The organism is Acinetobacter sp. A47, from assembly GCF_000805455.1.
Lineage (GTDB): Bacteria > Pseudomonadota > Gammaproteobacteria > Pseudomonadales > Moraxellaceae > Acinetobacter.
The window spans coordinates 155,676-176,978 of the sequence record NZ_JSUS01000001.1; the positions used below are offsets into that span (position 1 = coordinate 155,676).

A 21,303-nucleotide genomic window follows, 5' to 3' on the forward strand; every position below is an offset into this window, starting at 1 on the left:
GTTCATGGCGGCATACGCCATTTAGAAAAGACATTTCAGTCTGAGCCTGCGCGACTAAATGTTCATGGCGGCATACGCCATTTAGAAAATCAGAACCGGTAAAACGCTTTTTGTTCTCAAGTTCATGGCGGCATACGCCATTTAGAAAGTTATCAATAAGTTTGTATTGACAGTAACCTGGTTCATGGCGGCATACGCCATTTAGAAATTTATGTAGTTCGAGAGCAGTAAGGAGAATCTGTTCATGGCGGCATACGCCATTTAGAAAGCACAGGCAAGACGCTCTATACAATGAAACTCGTTCATGGCGGCATACGCCATTTAGAAATGAGTAATCATGATACAAAACAGAATGAAAGCGTTCATGGCGGCATACGCCATTTAGAAATCTAGATAATCAAACTGTGGATTGGGTAGGACGTTCATGGCGGCATACGCCATTTAGAAACTGCATTGTTTTTTTTAAACATAACTTTCAAAGTTCATGGCGGCATACGCCATTTAGAAAGAAATTTCAGTAACATCTTCATTCTTTAAGTCGTTCATGGTGGCATACGCCATTTAGAAAGTCCCCACATGCGCGCTCAGGATGATGCACGGGTTCATGGCGGCAGACGCCATTTAGAAAGCTCAGTTATTTAAACCTTATATAAAATCTGGGTTCATGACGGTGTACGCTATTTAGAAATTACCTTAATATTACTGAGATTAGTTCATGACGGCATACGCCATTTAGAAATACGAGTGATTTAAGAGTGGAAAATAAAGCGATTGATGATGGCATACGTCATTTAGAAATTAACAATACCCCCATGCGCGGTCTTTACCTCATTACCAATGATGATCCAATCCAGCTGTTACTTGAAAAACTAGATGTCGCATTAGCAACTGGAAAAGTTGCGATTTTGCAATACCGCCGTAAAAAGGTAGCAAAGGCAGAGCAGCCAGTCGAAGTGGAGCAGATCAAGCAACTCTGTGAAAAGCATCAGGTGCCATTTGTGATTAATGATGATCTGGCCTTGGCAGAACAGTTTGGTTTAGGGGTTCATCTGGGACAGTCCGATGGTGAAATAAGTGATGCCGCGGCACGTTTACCACAAGGTGTCATTATTGGGCGGACTTGCCTCAACTCACTGGAGCTTGCTGAAAAGGCAATTGCCGATGGGGCGACTTATATCGCCTTTGGTGCAGTTTATGCCACCTCAACCAAACCTGAAGCGGGTAATGTCGGCATTGAAGTCATCAAGCAGGCTAAACAAAAATTTTCGGTGCCAATTTGTGCGATCGGGGGGCTGACCGTGGAAAATTCTCAAGTGGTGATTGAGGCGGGAGCAAGCCTTTGTGCAGTAATTAGTGATATATTAGGACGATCAACAGCCGAAATTCCTGCTCGTGTAAATGCATGGGCAACGTTATTTGACTAATTATAGGCATCCGTTTGTACGGGGCTTTCATTGTTTCTCGGAACGATCAGGTTCCTTGTTCTCGATTCCAGGTTGAGTGTTTTATGAGTTTATCTCCAAAGCAAGAACAGTTATTTAAACAGGCAAATAAACATATCCCGGGTGGCGTCAACTCACCTGTACGTGCATTTAATGGTGTTGGCGGTACACCGGTCTTTATCGAAAAGGCAAAAGGCGCATATCTGTGGGATGTTGATGGCAAGCGTTATGTGGACTATGTCGGTTCATGGGGCCCAATGATTTTGGGGCATGCACATCCTGATATTATTCAGGCGGTACAGACTGCGGCTGAAGATGGTTTAAGCTTTGGTGCACCAACCGTGCATGAAACCACTTTGGCCGATACCATTTGCGAGATCATGCCATCCATTGAGCTGGTGCGTATGACCAGTTCAGGTACAGAAGCGACCATGACGGCGATACGTCTGGCACGTGGTTATACCGGTCGTGACAAGATTGTAAAATTTGAAGGCTGTTATCATGGCCATTCAGATTCGTTATTGGTCAAGGCGGGTTCCGGTTTGCTTACGCTCGGAGAGGGGGAACCTACCTCAAAAGGCGTACCTGTTGATTTTGCCAAGCATACCTTGACGCTGCCATATAACAATATTGAAGCCTTAAAAGAATGCTTTAGCAAGTTTGGTCATGAGATTGCCGGCGTCATTATTGAGCCTGTGGCAGGCAATATGAATCTGGTAACCCCAATCGACGGTTTCTTGCAAGCCATTCGTGATGTCTGTGATGAATACAAATCGGTGTTTATCATTGATGAAGTGATGACCGGTTTCCGTGTTGCGTTGGGCGGTGCACAATCGGTATATAACGTTAAACCTGACCTGACGACGTTGGGTAAAATCATCGGTGCCGGTTTGCCGGTCGGTGCTTTTGGGGGGAAACGTGAAATCATGGAGTGCATTGCACCTTTAGGTGGGGTGTATCAGGCCGGTACACTATCAGGCAATCCGCTGGCCATGCGTGCCGGTATTGCGATGTTCAAGCATCTTCGTGAACCGGGTTTTTATGACAAGCTTGCGGCACAGTTAGCCAAATTGCTTGCCGGTTTACAGGCCGCAGCAGATGAAGCCGGTATCCCGTTTAAGACCCAGCAAGTGGGTGGCATGTTTGGTTTGTATTTCACCGATCAGGATGACATTACCAGCTTTGATTCAATGCTGGCCTGTGATGTTGAAGCATTCAAGAAATTCTTCCATGGCATGTTAAAGCGTGGCGTTTATCTTGCGCCGTCTGCATTTGAAGCCGGATTTATTTCATCAATGCATTCAGATCAGGATATTGCCGATACCATTCAGGCTGCAAAAGAAACCTTTGCAGAAATGAAATAATCCTGTAATGCGTCATTAAGCCCGATTCGTTCGGGCTTTTTTTTTAATGGATATGTCTTTAATTTTAGCTCAATAGGAAGCTTAACCAATTATAAGAACTAAGCTCTGATCTTAATACAACTGTAGCGGATTGCTCACTATGTGCATGCTAAATCTTGGCCACGAACAGCAAAGGTAAACAATCTTTACTGTACCGCCAGTTAAAATAATGCTTGAATAATAAACTATATTTGCGTTGGTCTGAGGCTACAGCAAAAGCATCAGCAGTTTGGCTGGTGCAGGCTGTGGCGACAGGAAACGCTTTTATCAATCATAATTTGAACAAGCTTTTAATAAGAAACTCATGGGAATGAAGTAACAATGAAAACCAAACATTATTTAACTGCGGCGGATGTAGAAACTCTGGTTAATGCAGCAGCACAATATGCCACAGCACATGATTTTAATGTCAGCATTGCTGTTGTAGATGACAGTGGTACTTTGTTAATGATGAAGCGCATGGATGGAGCATCAGTATTGTCGACACAGATTTGCCAAGAAAAAGCCTATTCTGCTGCGGTCAGCCGCAGAGCAACCAAGGCATCTGAAGATATGATCCGTGACGGCAAAATCGGCTTTTTAACCATCAATGCGGCAAAAGGCATGCTGGAGGGGGGAGAACCGATTGTCTATCAAGAACAGGTTGTGGGAGCAGTTGGTATTTCGGGGGTACAATCTTTCCAGGACGCAGAAATTGCCCGTCATGCAATCCAGTACTTTCTAGAGCAATCGACCTAAACCAAAACTTATATTCGATTCTGGATGAAATATGGCAATAAACACGAAAAAAATGAGTAAAAATACGTGTCATGCATTGTAATTCAGCGCCAAGCTTTTTATGATTGCCCGCTTGTTTTCATCCAGTCGTTGGAAGGCTACCTTGAGTGATTTTCTAAGTGAACATTTGATTCATCGTGATGAAGATTTTATGGTCATCCATAAACCGGCAGGCTTGCTCACCGTACCGGGGAAGACACCCGATTTACAAGATTGCCTGATCAATCGATTATTAGAACTAGAACCCAAAACCTTACTGATTCACCGGCTGGATCGTGATACTTCCGGTATTTTGGTCTTTGGCTTATCCAGAGCTGGCCAGAGCAATATTTCACGCCAGTTTCAGGACCGTCAAACCTCAAAAATCTATCAGGCTCTGGTGGCAGGCCATTTAGAGGGCCAGGGCACCGTCGATATTCCGGTGATTTATGACCCAAGCCGCCCGCCATTACATATTGTTGATGCCTCTCACCACAAGCCTGCGTTAACCGAATGGCAGGCAATCGAACATCTGGAAATTCAGGGACAGGCTGTCACCCGGGTGAAACTGATTCCGGTTACAGGTCGTTCACATCAGCTTCGTGTGCATATGCAATATTTAGGTCATCCGATTCTGGGCGATACCTTATATGCCACACCGGAACAGCAACAGCTTTATACGCGCCTGTGCTTACACGCAACGCAGTTAAGCTTTGCCCATCCTGAAACAGGTGCAGCGCTGACATTTGACTGTGCTGTGCCATTTTAGGGACAAAACTTTTTTATGAAACACGATGTGATGCACGCTATTTGATCGTGCTTTATGTCAGAATATTAGAGGCTTATTCATACTTCAATTGATGAGGTCTGAATAATACCCACGACTGAAAACTACATAAAATGCCTTAACTTTTATTTGTATCAGGGCATAAAATATGTAGGCTAACTTGAGATAAAGGTGGAAAAATTGCAGCAGTTTGCTATTGGTCAACGTTGGTTATCAGATACTGAAACTGAGCTCGGTTTAGGAGTTCTGATTGATGTAGATGAACGTTCTATCAGCATTTTATTCCCTAAAAGTGATGAAACGCGTGTCTATGCACGCAACAATGCGCCTTTATCTCGTATCATCTTCAATGTAAATGATGAAGTGCAGGATCAGGAAGGGATCAAGTGGACGGTCGAGTCGGTTGAGGACCGTCATGGTGTGCTTCGTTATGATGTAGTGCGCACATTAGATAATGGTGAACAAGAACGCAAGTCACTGAACGAGACCCGTATCGGGGCGCAAATCCAGTTATCCAAACCGCTAGAACGTCTGCTTGCCAGTCAGGTCGATTATAAAGAGTGGTATGACCTGCGTATTGAAGCGATGCTGTTGCAGGCACAAATGCAGACCAGTCCTTTGCGTGGCTTTCTCGGTGCGCGTGTTGGCCTGATTCCGCACCAGCTTTATATTGCACATGAAGTTGGCAAGCGTTTTGCCCCGCGTGTTTTACTGGCCGATGAAGTTGGCTTGGGTAAAACCATTGAAGCAGGCCTGATCATTCACCAGCAACTGAAAACAGGCCGTTCCGAGCGTATCCTGATTTTGGTGCCTGATTCACTGCAATATCAGTGGATGATTGAAATGCGTCGCCGTTTCAATTTGCAATTCTCCCTGTTTGATTTAACCCGTACAGCGTCGATCAAGGAACATGATCCAGACCTGAATCCGTTCCTGACTGAACAATGCATTATTGCCAGCGTTGACCTGATGGTTGACCATGATGACTTGCGCGAGCAGGCAATCGAAGCCGGCTTTGATTTGCTGGTGGTCGATGAAGCACACCACTTGATGTGGAGTGAGGAAGAGGGCGGGAATGATCGCTATGATCTGGTTGAAGAACTGGCTGAACAGACTGCGGGCGTTTTACTGCTCACGGCAACGCCTGAACAGCTCGGTGTAGAAAGCCATTTTGCCCGTCTTCGCCTGCTTGATCCGCAACGTTTTAGCAGTCTTGACCGCTTCCTTGATGAAGAAGAACAATATCAGCACACTGCAAAAATCGCAGAAGTACTGATGTCGGATGAAGCGTTAACCGAAGAGCATCTGGTGGCACTGGAAGGCTTGCTGGGTCACCGGATTGATGACCAGCCAGAACAGCGTATGCGAGCCATTCATGAGTTGCTGGACCGTCATGGTACAGGCCGAATCCTGTTCCGTAATACCCGTGAAGCGATTCAGGGCTTCCCGGGACGTGACTGCCAGCCGGCACCTTTGCCAGCACCAGAAAGCTGGTCAATGGATGGCAAGATGCGTGAACAGATGTGGCCGGAAGAAGGTCAGCTTGATGGCGCATGGATGGAAAGCGATCCGCGTGTGCCTTGGTTGATGGAAGTGCTGCGTAAAGAGTTAAAGCACAAAAAAGTGTTGTTGATTGCGCGTAGCGGGCCTGTGGTTGAAGCACTGGAAAATGTATTGCGCTTACATGCCGGTATCCGTACTGCAATGTTCCATGAGGGCATGAGCCTGTTAGAGCGTGATCAGGCGGCAGCTTACTTCGCCGAAGACAGTTATGGTGCACAAATTTTGCTGTGTTCCGAGATTGGTTCGGAAGGACGTAATTTCCAGTTTGCCAGTGACCTGATTTTGTTTGATTTGCCGGCAAACCCGGATGTACTGGAACAGCGTATTGGTCGTCTGGACCGTATTGGCCAGGAAAACCGCATCCAGATTCATGTGCCATATCTGGTGGGGACGGCACAGGAACGTATGTTCCGCTGGTACAACGAAGCATTGAATATTTTCAGCAATATTTCGCCAACCGCACAAACGCTACAAGAGAATTTTATTGTTGAGCTGAAAGATTGCTTACTTGCAGATCAGGGCCAGACTTTTGAAGACCTGCTTGAAGAAGTCAATGTCCAGCGTCAGGCACTGGAAGCCGAGTTACAGGCAGGTCGTGACCGTTTGCTCGAGTATAACTCTTGCCGTCCTGTGGTTGCCCAAGGCATTGTACAGGCGCTTGAAGATTATGATGACAACACCACTTTACCCATGTTTGTGAAGCGTTTTATGTCATCAACCAATATCGATTTTGATGAGCAAAGCAACGGTACCGTGATCATCAAGCCGACCGATCAGATGCAGGTGCAAGGTCTGACCTTGGATGAAGAAGGCATGACGGCGACGTTCTATCGTGATCAGGCTCAGATCCGTGAAGATGCACAATACTTGACGCTGGAACATCCATTTATTGAAAGTGTGATGGAAATGATCCGCACCCAGTCATTTGGTAGTACCAATGTGGCTTTGTTGAAATCGAATGCCTTGAAACAGGGTTCGGTATTACTTGAAGTGTGGTTCAAGGTTGATGTGGTGGCACCAAAAGCCTTGAACTTGCCATCAAGTTTACCGAAACAATTAATTCGCGTATTACTCAGTGAAAATGGACAGGACCTGTCTGCCAAGATCGACCCTAGCATTTTACGTCCATACCTGCATCATCTAGATGGCAATAGTTGCCGTCAGGTCGTAAAGGCGCGCCGTGAAGTGATCGAGACCCGTTATGCGCAAGCTTTAGAGATTGCGAAGGGATCATTGCCAGAGTTGATGCAACAGGCCAAAGAACATTATAGTGCGAAGTGGCAATATGAAATTGACCGTTTAAGCTACCTCAAGCAATTTAATCCAAGTATTCGTCAAGATGAAATCGAGCGTTTACAGAAATTCCAGAAAGAAGGTTTAGGCCTGTTAGATGGTCTGTCTGTGACGCCGGAAGCGATTCAGGTACTGGTTGTAGTGAAGCCGTAATTAACATAGAAACCAAAAAAGAGGACCCAAGTCCTCTTTTTTATGCGGGGTATTTGCTTATTTTTGCTCAATATTGGCTTCCAGGAACCATAAATATTGATCCAGATCTTCTAGGGCAGCGTGAATAATATCCTCAGAGATCGGGTCCTGAATCTCATCAATGGTATCACGCAAATGGTTGGCGACCACGCCATAACGGTCTGCCAGCTCTTTTAAGTGATCCTGCACCGCATGGATAGCAACCGGATAAGCTTTCAGGTGTGAACTTTCAGCGACGGACTGGGTTGTCCCCAGGGCTGTTCCACCAATCTGTACTGCACGCTCCGCCACATTGTCCAGATGAGTGATCAGTGAAGTACGGAACATATCCAGCATTTCATGGACTGCAATGAAGTTACTGCCGCGCATGTTCCAGTGCGCCTGTTTGGTCAATAAGGAAAGATCGATCAGGTTGGCAAGAATCTGGTTTAATATTTTTACTGTAGATTCTTTGATGGCATCATCTAGATTATTACGTGTATAAACTTTTAAAGCTTTCGCTGCTGAAGAACTCATAGTTACCTCATTCAATTATAATGTGATGAAATAGAGTGAATAAAAACTGTTACTTCATCTCTAGCTTACGCCTTGAACTGGCACCTGAGTGTTTTCGTTTTCTAACCTTTTGTAAGTTTACTTATCACTATTTTTCTTTTTATAACAACAGTTTTAAGCCTGATGAAATAAAGTCTTTTCCTGTTAAGCAAGGTCTTTAGAATGTAACTCCTGCCTAGATCAGCCCGGCATCCTTACATTCGAGCTTGATATAGGCATAAAAAACAGGTGCAATAATCAAGCCGCTTAAGCCAAAAACAGCTTCAAAAATCAGCATGGCCAGCAAGACTTCCCAGGCACTGGCATTAATTTTTGTACCAATGATCTTGGCATTTACGAAATATTCCAGTTTATGAATAATCACCAGATAGGCCAGAGCAATGGCGGCAACTGACAGGGAAATGGTCAAGCCCGACATGATAATCAGGGTATTGGAAATCAGATTGCCAATAATCGGTAGCAGGCCAAAAATAAAAGTCAGGATGGTCAGGGTTTTGGCAAACGGTAAATGGATATCGAACAGCGGTAAAACAATGAACACGAAAATCATGAACAAGACGGTATTGATCAGGGAAATTTTCACCTGTGCAAAGACCACATTTTTAAACGAGATCGAAAGCTTCTGAATACGATGCAACACGGCGGCCTTAAAAGCCGGTTGTGGTGCATGCTGCTTAAAGTTCTGGATAGAGACCAGAATACCCACAATTAGCCCGATCACCATGGTGGCCAGATTATGCAATATATCTGTCCCTGTATTTTTGACAATCGAGATATTGTTTTTGATAAACGACAAAATCTGGTTCTTGATATCGGCCACGCTATGCGGCAGGTAACCCGGCAGATAATGGCTCATCTCAGCCTGAAACTTGATCAGGGTCTGATCAATCTTAATATTGAACGAGTTTAGGCCTGTGCCTTTAAGGTCATAAATCACAAAACTGATCAGGCTGGTAATAAAAAATCCAATCAGAACTGTGGCAAGAATACCGAGAATAATACTGATAAAAATGCGGGCACGTTGTCCATCAATATGTTTTTCAACAATCGTACTCAAGCTGTTGATAATCTCAAAGACCAGAAAACCTGCAAAAAAACTGGGTAGCAAGTGCAGGGGAATAACCATCATTAAAAACACAAACATCAGGATAAAACTGGCGATGATGCTTTGACGGTCATTAAGAAGGTTCATGGTCTGTATGCCTGATGAAAAGTTGTTGTTATAGGACTAGACAATATATGAGTTTCAACATATCTATCGTAGGGGGTGACAAAGAATTAATCAATTTCCGTTTCATTCAGATGACGGGCGCCTTCCAAAATCATGCGGATCATGACCATGGTCTGTTCAGCAACTTCGGTACGTTGTTCTGCGGGCAGGTCAAGCACCTTGGCACCCATATTAAATACCAGCTGGGTAATGGCCTTGGCAGCCAGATCGGCATGACTGATTTTACTGTTATTCAGACGTTCCAGACGGATCAGGTCTTCTTGCAGCTCTTGCTGGAAAAAATTGAGCTGACGGTCAACTGCTGCTTTGTAGGAGGTCGAACCGGTATAACCTTCGCGTAATAACAGGCTCAGGTTACCTTCATCGGTATTCAGTTGCTGGATAAATACCTCAACCGAACTACGGATAATGCTTTGCTGTTTGGAGGCCTGTAAACGTGCTTCACGAATAATGCGGCGGAGGACCAGACCGGACTGGTCAATCAGGGCAATGGCCAGTTCATCAATATCTTTAAAATGACGATAGAAACTATTGGGCGCAATGCCGGCTTCACGCGCAATTTCACGCAAGCTGAGCGAGGCGATACTTTTTTGCGGGCCAATCAGGTTGAGCGTGGCCTGAAACAGCTCCTCTTTGGTAATGGTTGCTTTCCTACCCACCGAACGTACAGGAGATTTCATGGGAATGACATCTTGTTCAGTAACGGTGTCATGGCCGAGCGGTAAAAAAGAAGAATGAACCATTGTTTTCAATATATAAGTAAGCTACTCGGGATTATAGCGATTGTCGCTGCAGTTGTGAAATGTAAATTCTTATACGAGTGTATATACAAATATATATACATATGTATAATAATTAGCAAACAACCAGAGTAAAACTGCTCATGCAAGCAATTGAAAAGAGAAATTCTCTATTTAATTCGTTGGCTCAAAGTGTAATGAACAGCCATGATGCCAATTTTTGGTTACAGAAAATCAATCCATTGTGGTCGGTCAATCAGCCGCTTGCCAGAATCGTAAAAAAACAGAATGTGGCAAAAGATACGGTGAGTCTTATTTTGCAATGTAACCGTCACGTTGTACGTGGTGTCGCAGGGCAGCATCATCCGGTAACAGTCGAGATCGCCGGGCGTCACTATGAACGTACCTATAGCCTGATGCAGGTCGATACCGATCACCTGTGTTTAACTGTGAAGAAGGTTGCACAGGGACTGGTGAGTTCATGGCTGGTCGAGCATAGCCAGACTGGCGATATTTTACGGCTGGGACAACCTTATGGCGAGATGCAACAGACGATCTCAACATCGAATCTGGCCCTGCTTGCTGCGGGGAGTGGTATCACTCCGATGCTGAGCCTGATTGAAGCGCTATGTCAGTCAAAGCAACTAGATACTACATCGGTCAAGTTGATGTACTGGGTCAAAACCCAGGCCGATGCAGCCTATGCCGAATACCTTAAGGAAGTCGCGGACAACTTTAGCAATTTTAGTTATCAGATTTTTTATACCCGGGAACAGGACCCGCGTTTAAACCAGAGCCATGCTGATCAGTTTGCTGCATTAGCTGACACCACCGTGTATGCCTGCGGGCCCTCAGGCTTTGCCACATTGGCAGAAAGCCTGTTTAAACAGGCTGCGGTATTGCATACAGAAGCATTCAGTTTGAGCCAGTTTGCTGAAGATCACACTGAGACCGGTTTTGTTAATGTGACCTTGACGCACTCCAATAAGACGCTTGTAATTCCAAAAGGCCAGTCGATTCTGGCAAGTTTGGAGCAGCAAGGGATTAAGCCGAATCATGGTTGCCGGATGGGTATCTGTAATAAATGTGCCTGCAACAAGGCGCAAGGGGCGACCAAAAATCTATTGAATGGTGCGGCCAATCATGAACCGGCCCAGCTATTAAAAATCTGTGTCAATTCAGCCCAGTCTGATCTTGTGATTGATCTATAAGCGAGTAACTGATTATGAACATGCCTGTTAAAATTGAATTTTTTAAAAATCCAAAAAATCGTGACTTAACTGCTGCAGAATTAGATGCGTTTGCCCGCGAACTGGACCAGATCAAGCAGGAAGTACTGGATGATTTGGGCGAGAAAGATGCGAAATATATCCGCCGAATCTATTCGACCATCCGTTATAGCAGCATGGCTGGACGTGCCTGCCTGTTTCTGGGCTGGTTTCCTCCGGCATGGTTATTAGGTACAGGCTTGCTGGGTTTTGCCAAAATCATGGAAAACATGGAACTGGGCCACAACGTCATGCATGGCCAGTATGACTGGATGAATGATCCTAAATTCAATGGCCAGAACTATGAATGGGACACGGTAGGCACTTCAGATAACTGGCGCCAGACCCATAACTACAAACATCATACCTATACCAATGTAAAAGGTATGGATGATGATGTGGGCTACGGTGTCTTCCGTTTGTTCCCGGAACAGCGCTGGTCAAAATTTACTTTGATTCAGCCGATCTACATCGTGCCATTTAGCCTGCTCTTCCAGTGGGGCGTCGCGATCCAGAATCTGGAGCTGGGCAAGGTCTTCTACAAGCGCAAAAGCATAGCGCAGTTCAAACGTGAATGGCAGCCTGCACAAAAGAAAATCCTGAAGCAGATGTTTAAGGATTACGTGTTCTTTCCGCTGATTGCCGGCCCGGCGGCGATTCCTGTATTTACTGGTAATCTGGTGGCAAACGGGATTCGTAATGTCTGGACCTTCAGTATTATTTTCTGTGGCCACTTTACCAAAGATGTTGAAGTGTTTCCGAAGGCGGTATTGGAAAATGAAAGTCGCGGCCACTGGTATATGCGCCAGATCCGCGGTTCATCGAACCTGACCGGTTCAGAAGCCTTCCATATTTTAACCGGACATTTGAGCCACCAGATCGAGCATCATTTATTCCCGGATATTCCGGCACGCCGTTACCGTCAGGTTGCACCAAAAGTACAGGCTGTCTGTGAAAAATATGGATTGCATTATAACAATGCCAGCTTTGTGAAGCAGTTTGGTGAAGTGATCGGGCGTATATTTAAATATGCATTGCCTTTTAAAAAATAAGTGATTCAATTAAACAAAAGCCCTGAACCGATGTCAGGGCTTTTTTTACTTGTGCCGATCATTATCACGTTGTCTTTTTCAACGTTTTTGATTTCAGTTCTATCCAAAGTATTCATATGACAAAATTTCCAGATATGGATGGGTTAAAGGCATTAAAAAATCTGTTGTCAGTGGATTGCGGGTTTAGATGGATGAATCGTTTTAAAATGTTTGGAAATTCTTACAAGATTGAGTAAAAGATTGACTGGGTCGAACGTTCGGCAGGTTAAAAATAAATGACATCATTCAATGCAAATAAAAGATTTACAGGCAGTTGTTTATGTGGCGCAGTGAGTTTTCAGTTTGCTGTGACCCACATCAAAATGATCTACCGCTGTTATTGTAGTCTGTGCCGTAAGCAAAGCGGGGCAGCATCTAATGCGGCTACCTTTGTCCAGACGCAATCCTTTCAATGGCAGCAGGGTGAACAATGGATTCAGACTTATATCAAGGAGACCGGCTTTACCAGTTGCTTTTGCAAACAGTGTGGTTCTCCTGTCCCGAATGCCTTAGGCAGTAAGCCAGAGATTATGTGGATTCCTTTAGGATTGGTGCTGGAACAGTTCATACCTGAACTTGAGTTAAATTTTTGTATGAATTCTCAAGCGAGTTGGGCAAAAGCACATGAAACCCTTCAAGTATTTGATGAGCTCCCCGAGTTGATTGAACTGGAAAAGTATTTTGATATGAATAAGTAAAAGCAGAAGTTATTTAACTTCTGCTTTTATTGATACGCTTATAAAGTAAGTTATTTAAACTGGATCGAACCATTGGCACTGACGGTAATCTTGGATTCGCCTGCTGCCATGTCCTGTGCAGGGGCTGCTTCAGCTACGGCAAATTTTGCCATGCCGCCACGCATCATGGGTTGCGGGAAATAGTTGCTGGTATTCAGGTTCAGGCTGACCAGATTATATTGAGCCTTATTCCACGCCTGGGTAATGGCTTGGGCACGTTGCTGGAAGTTTTTCGATGCTTCAATCATTAGCTCATTTTCAACTTTTTTACGCTGTTCATCGGATACGGTAAAGTTGATTGACTGGGTCTGGAAGCTTTGCTGTAACTCGCTAATCAGCTGGCTTGCGGCCTTGAAGTCTTTACTTTCAAGCTGGATCTCGGCACGGGCACGCCATTCTTTGAGCTTGTTACTGTCATTGTCATAAACCGGATAGGTGCTCTGGGTACCGGTTTCAACCTTGACCTGACTGTATTTACGCGCGATGGCCTGCGCCTGATTCATGAGCTGGTTGATCTGGCTGGAAAGTTCCGCCGGTTGCTTGTTGCTTTTTTCAATATAGAGCACGGCACGCATTTCATCATTTGCAACCTGACGTGATGCATCTGCCTGGATATTTACAACGTTATAATTCAAGTTTTCTGTCTCATGGGCAAAAAGTTTCGGGCTGAGGGCTGCCCCGATCATCAAGGTGGCAAGTGCTAAAGTACGCATAGGATTTTCCTTGGAATTGGGTATTGAAGATTTATTTTTGAACGCTTTTGATATTAAAAACAACTCGTGTTGAACTTCGGCATATTTTGTGGTGACTTTGTAAGGGAATGAGGCTGTTTTGCAACAGAAGAATAAAATAAAAAATATTAAAAATGAATAGATTATAGGGATTGATTTGACCATTCATCTAAAAACGCTTGGAGCATTTAAAAAAGCTTACTTTCTTTCGCTTGTCACATAGTATGATCATAATTCATCATAGTTATTGGAATGATACATTTTTTCAATAAGATTAGATGCGTGTCAGGCATAAAAAGTGTTTATTTTCTTGCAAAATTAGGTATCATCTCGCTCCTAGTTGAAAGATATAAAATTTGTGTCTCACTAGATTCTAAAAAGCACCGAGTCAAACGACCGCAAGTCACCAGACTTATTTCTTTCACCCATATCAGAGATGGTAATTCGATATGAGCGTTACTTCCGTAAATCCTGCCGCTAATGCAACCAACGAATATTATCTGACTCGCCAAAGTCAGATGGAATCAAATGTTCGTAGTTATCCACGTAAATTACCGTTAGCGATAGCGAAAGCACAAGGCTGCTGGGTTACTGATGTTGAAGGTACACAGTACCTTGATTGTTTAGCTGGGGCAGGAACATTGGCTCTGGGCCATAATCATCCTGCGGTGATCCAAAGTATTCAAGACACATTGGCAAGCGGTTTGCCATTACATACTTTAGATTTAACGACTCCTTTAAAAGATGCGTTTACTGAAGCGCTGCTGGCTTATTTGCCAGGCGGTAAAGAAGAGTATTGCTTACAGTTCTGTGGCCCGACAGGTGCAGATGGTACAGAAGCAGCAATCAAACTTGCAAAAACATATACTGGCCGTAGTTCAGTCATTAGTTTCTCTGGTGGCTACCATGGCATGACGCACGGCGCGCTTTCAATGACAGGTAACCTGAACGCAAAAAATGCGGTCAATGGTTTAATGCCAGGCGTACAGTTCATGCCATACCCGCATGAATATCGTTGCCCACTTGGTTTAGGTGGTGAAGCGGGTGTTGATGCCCTGACTTACTACTTTGAAAACTTCATTGAAGATGTTGAGAGCGGTGTAACCAAACCTGCAGCAGTCATCCTTGAAGCGATTCAGGGTGAAGGCGGTGTGGTAACTGCACCGGTCAAATGGCTGAAAAAAATCCGTGAAGTGACTGAAAAGCACAACATCGTTTTAATTCTGGACGAAGTCCAGGCTGGTTTTGCACGTTCAGGCAAAATGTTTGCTTTTGAACATGCAGGTATCGAGCCTGATGTTGTGGTCATGTCAAAAGCGGTTGGTGGTAGCTTGCCATTGGCAGTGTTAGGCATTAAGCGCAAGTTTGATGCATGGCAGCCAGGTACCCACTCAGGTACTTTCCGTGGTAACCAGCTGGCGATGGGTACCGGTCTGGCATCACTGCAAGTGATCAAAGAACAGAACCTGGCTCAAAATGCACAAGAGCGTGGTGACTTCCTGCAAGCCGAGTTGAAAAAACTGATGCAGGAATTCCCGTGTATCGGTAATGTGCGTGGCCGTGGCCTGATGATCGGTATCGAGATCATTGACGAGCGCAAGCCTGCTGACCGTATGGGCTCTCATCCTGCTGATGCCCAGTTGGCCGCAGCGATTCAGGCTGCATGTTTCAACAATAAATTATTGCTTGAAAAAGGTGGTCGTAACGGTACAGTCATTCGTTTACTTTGCCCGTTAATTATCAACCAGGACGAATGTGTTGAAGTGATTGCACGCTTCAAGAAAGCAGTTGCTGAAGCATTAAAAGCGGTACGAGGCTAATTCATGGTTGATTTTGCAGAACATCGTAAAGCGTTACTCTGCAATGATGCTCAATCCATTGCTGACTATGAGTCAGCAATGGGCGAGGCGGTCAAAGCCGTTTCAGCATGGTTGCAAAATGACAAAATGTACACCGGTGGCAGCATTAAAGATTTGCGCGCAGCAATTTCTTTTAATCCATCGAAACAGGGGCTAGGCGTACAGCAGTCTTTACAGCGTATGGTTGAGCTTTTCCTCAACAAAAGCCTGAAAGTCCATCATCCGCATTCACTGGCACATTTACACTGTCCAACCATGGTGATGAGCCAGATCGCAGAAGTGCTGATCAATGCGACCAACCAGTCAATGGATTCATGGGATCAAAGCCCGGCAGGTTCATTGATGGAAGTCCAGCTGATTGACTGGTTACGCCAGAAAGTCGGCTATGGTGCAGGTCAGGCAGGGGTGTTCACTTCTGGTGGTACGCAATCCAACCTGATGGGTGTATTGCTGGCACGTGACTGGTGTATCTCGAAAAACTGGAAAGACGAACATGGCAAGCCATGGTCGGTTCAGCGTGACGGTATTCCGGCAGATGCCATGAAAAACGTCAAAGTCATCTGTTCTGAAAATGCGCACTTCTCTGTGCAGAAGAACATGGCAATGATGGGTATGGGCTTCCAGTCAGTTGTGACTGTACCTGTAAACGAAAATGCCCAAATGGATGTCGATGCACTGGAAAAAACCATGGCGCATCTTCAGTCTGAAGGCAAAATCGTTGCGTGTGTGGTTGCAACTGCAGGGACTACAGATGCCGGTGCGATTGATCCACTCAAGAAAATCCGTGAGATTACCACCAAGTATGGTTCGTGGATGCATATTGATGCCGCCTGGGGTGGTGCACTGATTCTTTCAAATGACCATCGTGCCATGCTCGACGGGATTGAATTGTCAGACTCCATCACGCTTGATTTCCATAAGCATTATTTCCAAAGCATTAGCTGTGGCGCATTCTTGTTAAAAGATGAAGCCAACTATCGCTTTATGCATTATGAAGCAGAATATCTGAACTCTGCTTATGATGAAGAGCACGGTGTACCAAACCTGGTATCTAAATCATTGCAAACAACCCGTCGTTTTGATGCGTTGAAATTGTGGATGACGGTTGAGGCATTGGGTGAAGAACTATATGGTTCAATGATTGATCATGGCGTCAAACTTACCCGTGAAGTTGCTGACTATATCAAGGCAACAGCAGGTCTGGAGTTGCTGGTTGAACCACAATTCGCTTCAGTGCTGTTCCGGGTGGTACCGGAAGGATATCCTGCCGAATTTATCGATAGCCTGAACCAGAACGTTGCAGATGAACTGTTTGCACGTGGTGAAGCGAATATCGGTGTAACCAAAGTGGGCAATGTTCAATCCTTGAAAATGACCACCTTGAGTCCGGTTGCAACGCTTGAAAACGTACAGAACCTGCTTGCACTGGTGCTTGCAGAGGCTGACCGCATTAAGGATGCAATTGCTGCGGGAACTTATGTTCCAGCGATTGACTAATTGCTTGTCCAATGCATAAAAAAGGCACCCTAGGTGCCTTTTTTATGTTCTGCGTTTTTCTTTTATGCATTTCGTGTGTTGCTTTTGCAACATTTATGCACAATCTGTGCATTTTGAATCTAAATCAGAAATAATTACGCATAAAGTACAGTCACTAAATTTTCTATTGTATTTATGGATTCTCCAATTTTCTGTCCCGCGTCTCATTGCATCTTTACCATTTGAAGCTTCTGGTTTCAAGAAATGAGCAAGGTCAAAAATGGGAAACTGTAATAACAAGACAGTGAAGGAACAAGATATGCAACACATAAACATGCTGAATGAATTTAAATTAATTATTAACGGTCAATCTTGCCTCGGTGAAGCAGGTGAACTTGATATTATTAACCCGGCCACAGCAACGCTTGCTGCACGTTGTGCCAAAGCCTCGATTGCACAGGTCGATCAGGCGGTGACAGCAGCCAAGGCAGCGTTTAAGGGATGGCAGCGCTGTTCTCATGAAGAACGTAAAAGCATACTTCACAAGATTGCTGACGGCATTGAGAAACATGCTGAAACCTTGGCAGAGCTGATTGTACTGGAACAGGGCAAGCCTTTGGCTCTGGCACAAATGGAGGTGCAGGGAGCAATTGGCTGGACCCGCTATACTGCTGGTCTGGATCTGCCGGTTGAAATTATTGAAGACAGTGAGCAAAAGCGGATTGAGCGTCATTATCAGCCACTGGGAGTGGTGGCTTCAATTACGCCATGGAACTGGCCGCTGATGATTGCAGTGTGGCACATCATGCCGGCCTTGCGTGCAGGCAATGTAGTAATTAATAAACCTTCCGAATTTACACCTCTGGCCACATTAAAACTGTGTGAAATCATTCAGCAGGAAGTTCCGGCCGGGGTGATCTCGATTGTGGTGGGAGATGGTGAGGTGGGCGAGGCTTTATCATCGCATCCGGATGTACAAAAGGTAGTGTTCACAGGTTCCACCAGAACCGGGCAACATATTATGTCCGGTGCAGTGAAGACCTTGAAGCATTTGACTTTGGAACTGGGCGGAAATGATGCCGGCATCGTGCTACCGGATGCCGATCTGGATCAGATTGCCAATCGTATTTTTGATATGGCTTTTTTAAATGGTGGACAAACCTGCGCCGCTTTAAAACGTTTGTATGTCCATGAAAGCCAATATGATGCTTTAGCGCAAAAGCTTGCTGATATTGCCAACGCACAGGTGGTGGGGGATGGCATGGCCGCAGAGACCACGTTCGGGCCGGTACAGAACAAGCTGCAATACGATAAGGTCAAGGCCCTGATTGCCGATGCTATTGCCCAGGGAGCGAAGGCATTATCCGGTAACCAGATGCTGCCTGAGCAGGGATATTTTATTGCGCCTACCATTTTAACCGGACTGGATGATGCTTGCCGGGTGGTACAGGAAGAACAGTTTGGCCCGGTTTTACCTATTCTTAAATACCAGAGTATCGATGATGCCATTGCACGTGCCAATGCCAGCGAGTTTGGCCTGGGTGGTTCGATCTGGTCACAGGATTTAAAAGCCGCACAATTCTATGCCGCACAATTGCAATGTGGCACAGTCTGGATTAATACCCATGCAGAAGTGGTGCCGCATGCGGCATTTGGTGGCTGGAAAATGTCGGGGATCGGTGCCGAATTTGGTCTGGAAGGATTACTGGAAAATACCATTGGCCAGACGCTGCATATTAACAAGAATTAAAGATTGGGACTTATCGGGGCGGATTTTAAATCCGCCTTTTTATTGTCGGTCTGGGCGGGGATCTGGCCTAGCTTGCCGGATGAAAGCCGTGGCTTTTCGCCTTACTCAGGAAATGATTCTGTTCCTTGATTTTTTTCAGAACAATGTAAGATTTTATATGACCAATGAAATGATACGAAAGCAAACGTTCGGTCACAAACTGCGACAGCTGCTCGAGATTTTCAGCGACCACCTTCAGGATGAAGTCAGCATCGCCACTGATTGAGAAGGCATCCTGAATATGGTCTTCAGCCTCAATCAATTCCTGAAAGGCCTGTTGAGATTTGGCTTCATGTATACGCAAGTTGATATGGATCATCGCCGTAACTTCCAGTCCCAGCGCCTGTTGATGAATTCGTGCAGCATAGCCCAGAATGACACCTTTTTGCTCGAGCAGTTGCCTTCGTCTGGAACATTGTGAAGCCGATAAGCCAATCAGGTCACCGATTTCCTGATTGGTGAGCCGTCCATTCTTTTGTAATGCCTGAATGATTTGCCAGTCGAACTTATCCATTGCATAAAATCCTTTTATGATACACAAATATTGTATTTTTATTAAAATCCGTTTTCATTATGCACGAAATCCGGAACGGAGATGAAATATTATTTTTGTATGGAATAAAAAATCGACTTGAAAGGATGTAGTGCAATGTTTATCGAAATTGGTGACTTTTTAAATCTTCGCCTGAAACAGATGGGTATCCAGCATCTTTTTGGCGTACCCGGTGATTTTAACCTGTCTTATCTGGAGCAGGTTGAAGCTGATGCCCAGCTTGAATTTGTTGGCAACTGTAATGAGCTAAATGCCGCTTATGCAGCCGATGGTTATGCCCGGATGAACGGTTTTGCCGCCCTGACCACCACCTATGGGGTTGGAGACCTGAGTGCCATCAACGGGATTGCCGGTGCCTATGCAGAAAATGTACCTGTGGTTCATATTTCCGGTATTCCGCCATTGCATGTGGTGCAGAAAGGGACACTGGTTCATCACACACTGATTGATGGTAACTACGACAATATCATGAACTGCATGAAAGAGTTTACCGTCGCACAAACCCGTTTAACACCAGCCAATGCAGCCTTTGAAATTGACCGTGTATTACGTCAGTGTTTCCTGGAACGCCGTCCGGTTCATCTCCAGCTGCCTTCAGACATTACCCACGTTAAAATTGAGGTTACGGAACAGGCACTGGATTTGTCCTATCCGGCGGTTGAACCCGAGCTTTTAAACAGTGCAGTTCAACGGTTATGTGAAGTGCTTGCCCTGGCTAAAAAACCGGCCCTGTTAATTGACAATGAAGCATCCGTGTTTGGGGTCACCTCACTCTTGCATGATTTATCCCGAAAATGCTCGATTCCCTTTGCCAGCATGCTGACTGCAAAAAATATCATGGATGAAGCTTCTGCACATTATGTTGGAACTTATGTCGGGGCAGCGAGCCAGCCACATGTGCGGCATACTATTGAACAATCGGATTGCCTGATCGGGGTGGGAGTACGTTTTAGTGATGTGGGAACAGGGGTGTTTACCCATCAGATTGCAACTGAAAACTATGTTGAACTGAAACCTTACGGGCTGACGATTTTTGGGCAGGACTATCCGGGTATCGAGATCGGGCAGCTTTTGGTTGAACTGAACAAGAAAATTGCGGCCCGTAAAGTGGCCAAGCCTGTTTTGGAAAAGCCGCAGGCTCCGGTGCTGGATGTTGCTGAACAGCAGCCACTCAGTCAGGACATACTCTGGAATGCCATCAGTCATTTTCTGCAAGAAGATGATGTGATTATTGGTGAAGTGGGCACCTCGAACTCGGCCCTGTGCGGCTTAACCTTGCCAGCTACAGCAAAATATATTGCCCAGCCACTGTGGGGCTCAATCGGTTATACCTTGCCTGCCTTACTGGGCAGTTTACTGGCTGCACCTGAGCGCCGTCAGATTTTGTTTATTGGAGATGGTTCGTTCCAGTTAACGGTACAGGAACTTTCAACCATTCTTCGTCATGACCTCAAGCCGATTATCTTCTTACTGAATAATGGCGGTTATACCATCGAACGTTTGATCATGGGTGAAAATGCGGCATATAACGATATCCAGAACTGGCGCTATGCCGAAATCCCGGCAATTTTTAATAGTAATAATCAATATAGAGGCTGTGTGGTTGAAACCGCAGGCCAGCTTAAACAGGTGCTAGACAACCTGACCCAGCCTGATGGCCTGACTTTTATAGAGCTAAAGCTTCCGGCCATGGATGCGCCATTAAGCCTGAAAAAATTTGCTTCGGTGATTGCCCGTTTTGATTATGGTGATCGGGGCTATGAAATCCTGAAGCAACGTTCTCGGGCCGTGACCTATAAAAAAGCCATTTCCTTCTAGTTTGCAGGAAAGCGGACAA

General features: G+C 45.2%; 17 protein-coding genes and 1 CRISPR repeat array (1 of these 18 cut by a window edge). Of the genes, 12 read left to right on the plus strand and 5 right to left on the minus strand.

Annotated features, from left to right (window positions below; translation table 11 throughout):
* Positions 1 to 798: direct repeats of the CRISPR family, unit length 28 nt; unit sequence GTTCATGGCGGCATACGCCATTTAGAAA (it extends 4,683 nt beyond the left edge of the window).
* A gap of 14 nt (positions 799 to 812) precedes the next feature.
* The 5 genes from thiE to rapA all read left to right on the plus strand — a co-directional run bounded on the left by thiE (position 813) and on the right by rapA (position 7,397).
* On the plus strand, positions 813 to 1,424 hold the full coding sequence (gene thiE / locus OC23_RS00650; RefSeq protein WP_038342053.1) for a thiamine phosphate synthase: 612 nt from the start codon (positions 813 to 815) through the stop codon (positions 1,422 to 1,424).
* 83 nt (positions 1,425 to 1,507) lie between these two features.
* Positions 1,508 to 2,806: a glutamate-1-semialdehyde 2,1-aminomutase gene (gene hemL, locus OC23_RS00655; RefSeq protein ID WP_038342054.1), complete on the plus strand. Its 1,299-nt coding sequence runs from the start codon at positions 1,508 to 1,510 to the stop codon at positions 2,804 to 2,806.
* A 360-nt stretch (positions 2,807 to 3,166) separates the two neighbouring features.
* On the plus strand, positions 3,167 to 3,583 hold the full coding sequence (locus OC23_RS00660; RefSeq protein WP_038342055.1) for a GlcG/HbpS family heme-binding protein: 417 nt from the start codon (positions 3,167 to 3,169) through the stop codon (positions 3,581 to 3,583).
* Between the two features lie 142 nt (positions 3,584 to 3,725).
* Positions 3,726 to 4,370, plus strand: coding sequence for an RluA family pseudouridine synthase (locus OC23_RS00665; protein ID WP_171194715.1), 645 nt, complete (start codon positions 3,726 to 3,728; stop codon positions 4,368 to 4,370).
* 189 nt (positions 4,371 to 4,559) lie between these two features.
* Complete coding sequence (gene rapA / locus OC23_RS00670) at positions 4,560 to 7,397, plus strand: RNA polymerase-associated protein RapA (protein WP_038342057.1); 2,838 nt, start codon at positions 4,560 to 4,562, stop codon at positions 7,395 to 7,397.
* A gap of 57 nt (positions 7,398 to 7,454) precedes the next feature.
* Here the strand turns inward: rapA and dps are convergent, their stop codons facing one another.
* The 3 genes from dps to fabR form a co-directional block, all read right to left on the minus strand.
* Positions 7,455 to 7,952, minus strand: coding sequence for a DNA starvation/stationary phase protection protein Dps (dps, locus tag OC23_RS00675; RefSeq protein ID WP_038342059.1), 498 nt, complete (start codon positions 7,950 to 7,952; stop codon positions 7,455 to 7,457).
* A gap of 214 nt (positions 7,953 to 8,166) precedes the next feature.
* Positions 8,167 to 9,183, minus strand: a complete 1,017-nt coding sequence (locus tag OC23_RS00680; RefSeq protein ID WP_038342061.1) for an AI-2E family transporter — start codon at positions 9,181 to 9,183, stop codon at positions 8,167 to 8,169.
* Positions 9,184 to 9,269: 86 nt separating this feature from the next.
* A complete protein-coding gene (gene fabR, locus OC23_RS00685) occupies positions 9,270 to 9,965 on the minus strand; it encodes an HTH-type transcriptional repressor FabR (RefSeq protein ID WP_038342063.1) in 696 nt (231 codons plus the stop codon).
* Positions 9,966 to 10,105: 140 nt separating this feature from the next.
* On the opposite strand from fabR, the gene OC23_RS00690 reads away from it, so the two are divergent.
* The 3 genes from OC23_RS00690 to OC23_RS00700 all read left to right on the plus strand — a co-directional run bounded on the left by OC23_RS00690 (position 10,106) and on the right by OC23_RS00700 (position 13,019).
* The gene (locus OC23_RS00690) at positions 10,106 to 11,173 is read left to right on the plus strand and encodes a ferredoxin reductase (protein ID WP_038342065.1); all 1,068 of its coding nucleotides are present in this window, start codon (positions 10,106 to 10,108) and stop codon (positions 11,171 to 11,173) included.
* 14 nt (positions 11,174 to 11,187) lie between these two features.
* The gene (locus tag OC23_RS00695) at positions 11,188 to 12,282 is read left to right on the plus strand and encodes a fatty acid desaturase family protein (RefSeq protein ID WP_038342066.1); all 1,095 of its coding nucleotides are present in this window, start codon (positions 11,188 to 11,190) and stop codon (positions 12,280 to 12,282) included.
* A gap of 275 nt (positions 12,283 to 12,557) precedes the next feature.
* On the plus strand, positions 12,558 to 13,019 hold the full coding sequence (locus tag OC23_RS00700; RefSeq protein WP_038342067.1) for a GFA family protein: 462 nt from the start codon (positions 12,558 to 12,560) through the stop codon (positions 13,017 to 13,019).
* Between the two features lie 50 nt (positions 13,020 to 13,069).
* Here the strand turns inward: OC23_RS00700 and OC23_RS00705 are convergent, their stop codons facing one another.
* Positions 13,070 to 13,771 carry an SIMPL domain-containing protein gene (locus OC23_RS00705; protein WP_038342068.1) on the minus strand — a complete coding sequence of 234 codons (702 nt, stop codon included), beginning with the start codon at positions 13,769 to 13,771 and terminating at the stop codon, positions 13,070 to 13,072.
* A gap of 467 nt (positions 13,772 to 14,238) precedes the next feature.
* On the opposite strand from OC23_RS00705, the gene OC23_RS00710 reads away from it, so the two are divergent.
* The 3 genes from OC23_RS00710 (at position 14,239) to OC23_RS00720 (ending at position 18,874) form a co-directional block, all read left to right on the plus strand.
* The gene (locus tag OC23_RS00710) at positions 14,239 to 15,609 is read left to right on the plus strand and encodes a diaminobutyrate--2-oxoglutarate transaminase (protein ID WP_038342069.1); all 1,371 of its coding nucleotides are present in this window, start codon (positions 14,239 to 14,241) and stop codon (positions 15,607 to 15,609) included.
* Between the two features lie 3 nt (positions 15,610 to 15,612).
* Positions 15,613 to 17,145 carry a pyridoxal phosphate-dependent decarboxylase family protein gene (locus OC23_RS00715; RefSeq protein ID WP_038342071.1) on the plus strand — a complete coding sequence of 511 codons (1,533 nt, stop codon included), beginning with the start codon at positions 15,613 to 15,615 and terminating at the stop codon, positions 17,143 to 17,145.
* Positions 17,146 to 17,443: 298 nt separating this feature from the next.
* Positions 17,444 to 18,874, plus strand: a complete 1,431-nt coding sequence (locus tag OC23_RS00720; protein ID WP_038342073.1) for an aldehyde dehydrogenase family protein — start codon at positions 17,444 to 17,446, stop codon at positions 18,872 to 18,874.
* Between the two features lie 67 nt (positions 18,875 to 18,941).
* Here OC23_RS00720 and OC23_RS00725 read toward each other — a convergent pair whose 3' ends face one another.
* Positions 18,942 to 19,427 (minus strand): Lrp/AsnC family transcriptional regulator, encoded by a 486-nt coding sequence (locus OC23_RS00725; RefSeq protein ID WP_038342075.1) that lies wholly within the window; start codon positions 19,425 to 19,427, stop codon positions 18,942 to 18,944.
* 135 nt (positions 19,428 to 19,562) lie between these two features.
* Between OC23_RS00725 and OC23_RS00730 the strand changes: the two genes are divergently transcribed.
* A complete protein-coding gene (locus OC23_RS00730; protein ID WP_038342077.1) occupies positions 19,563 to 21,284 on the plus strand; it encodes an alpha-keto acid decarboxylase family protein in 1,722 nt (573 codons plus the stop codon).
* Positions 21,285 to 21,303: the final 19 nt, after the last annotated feature.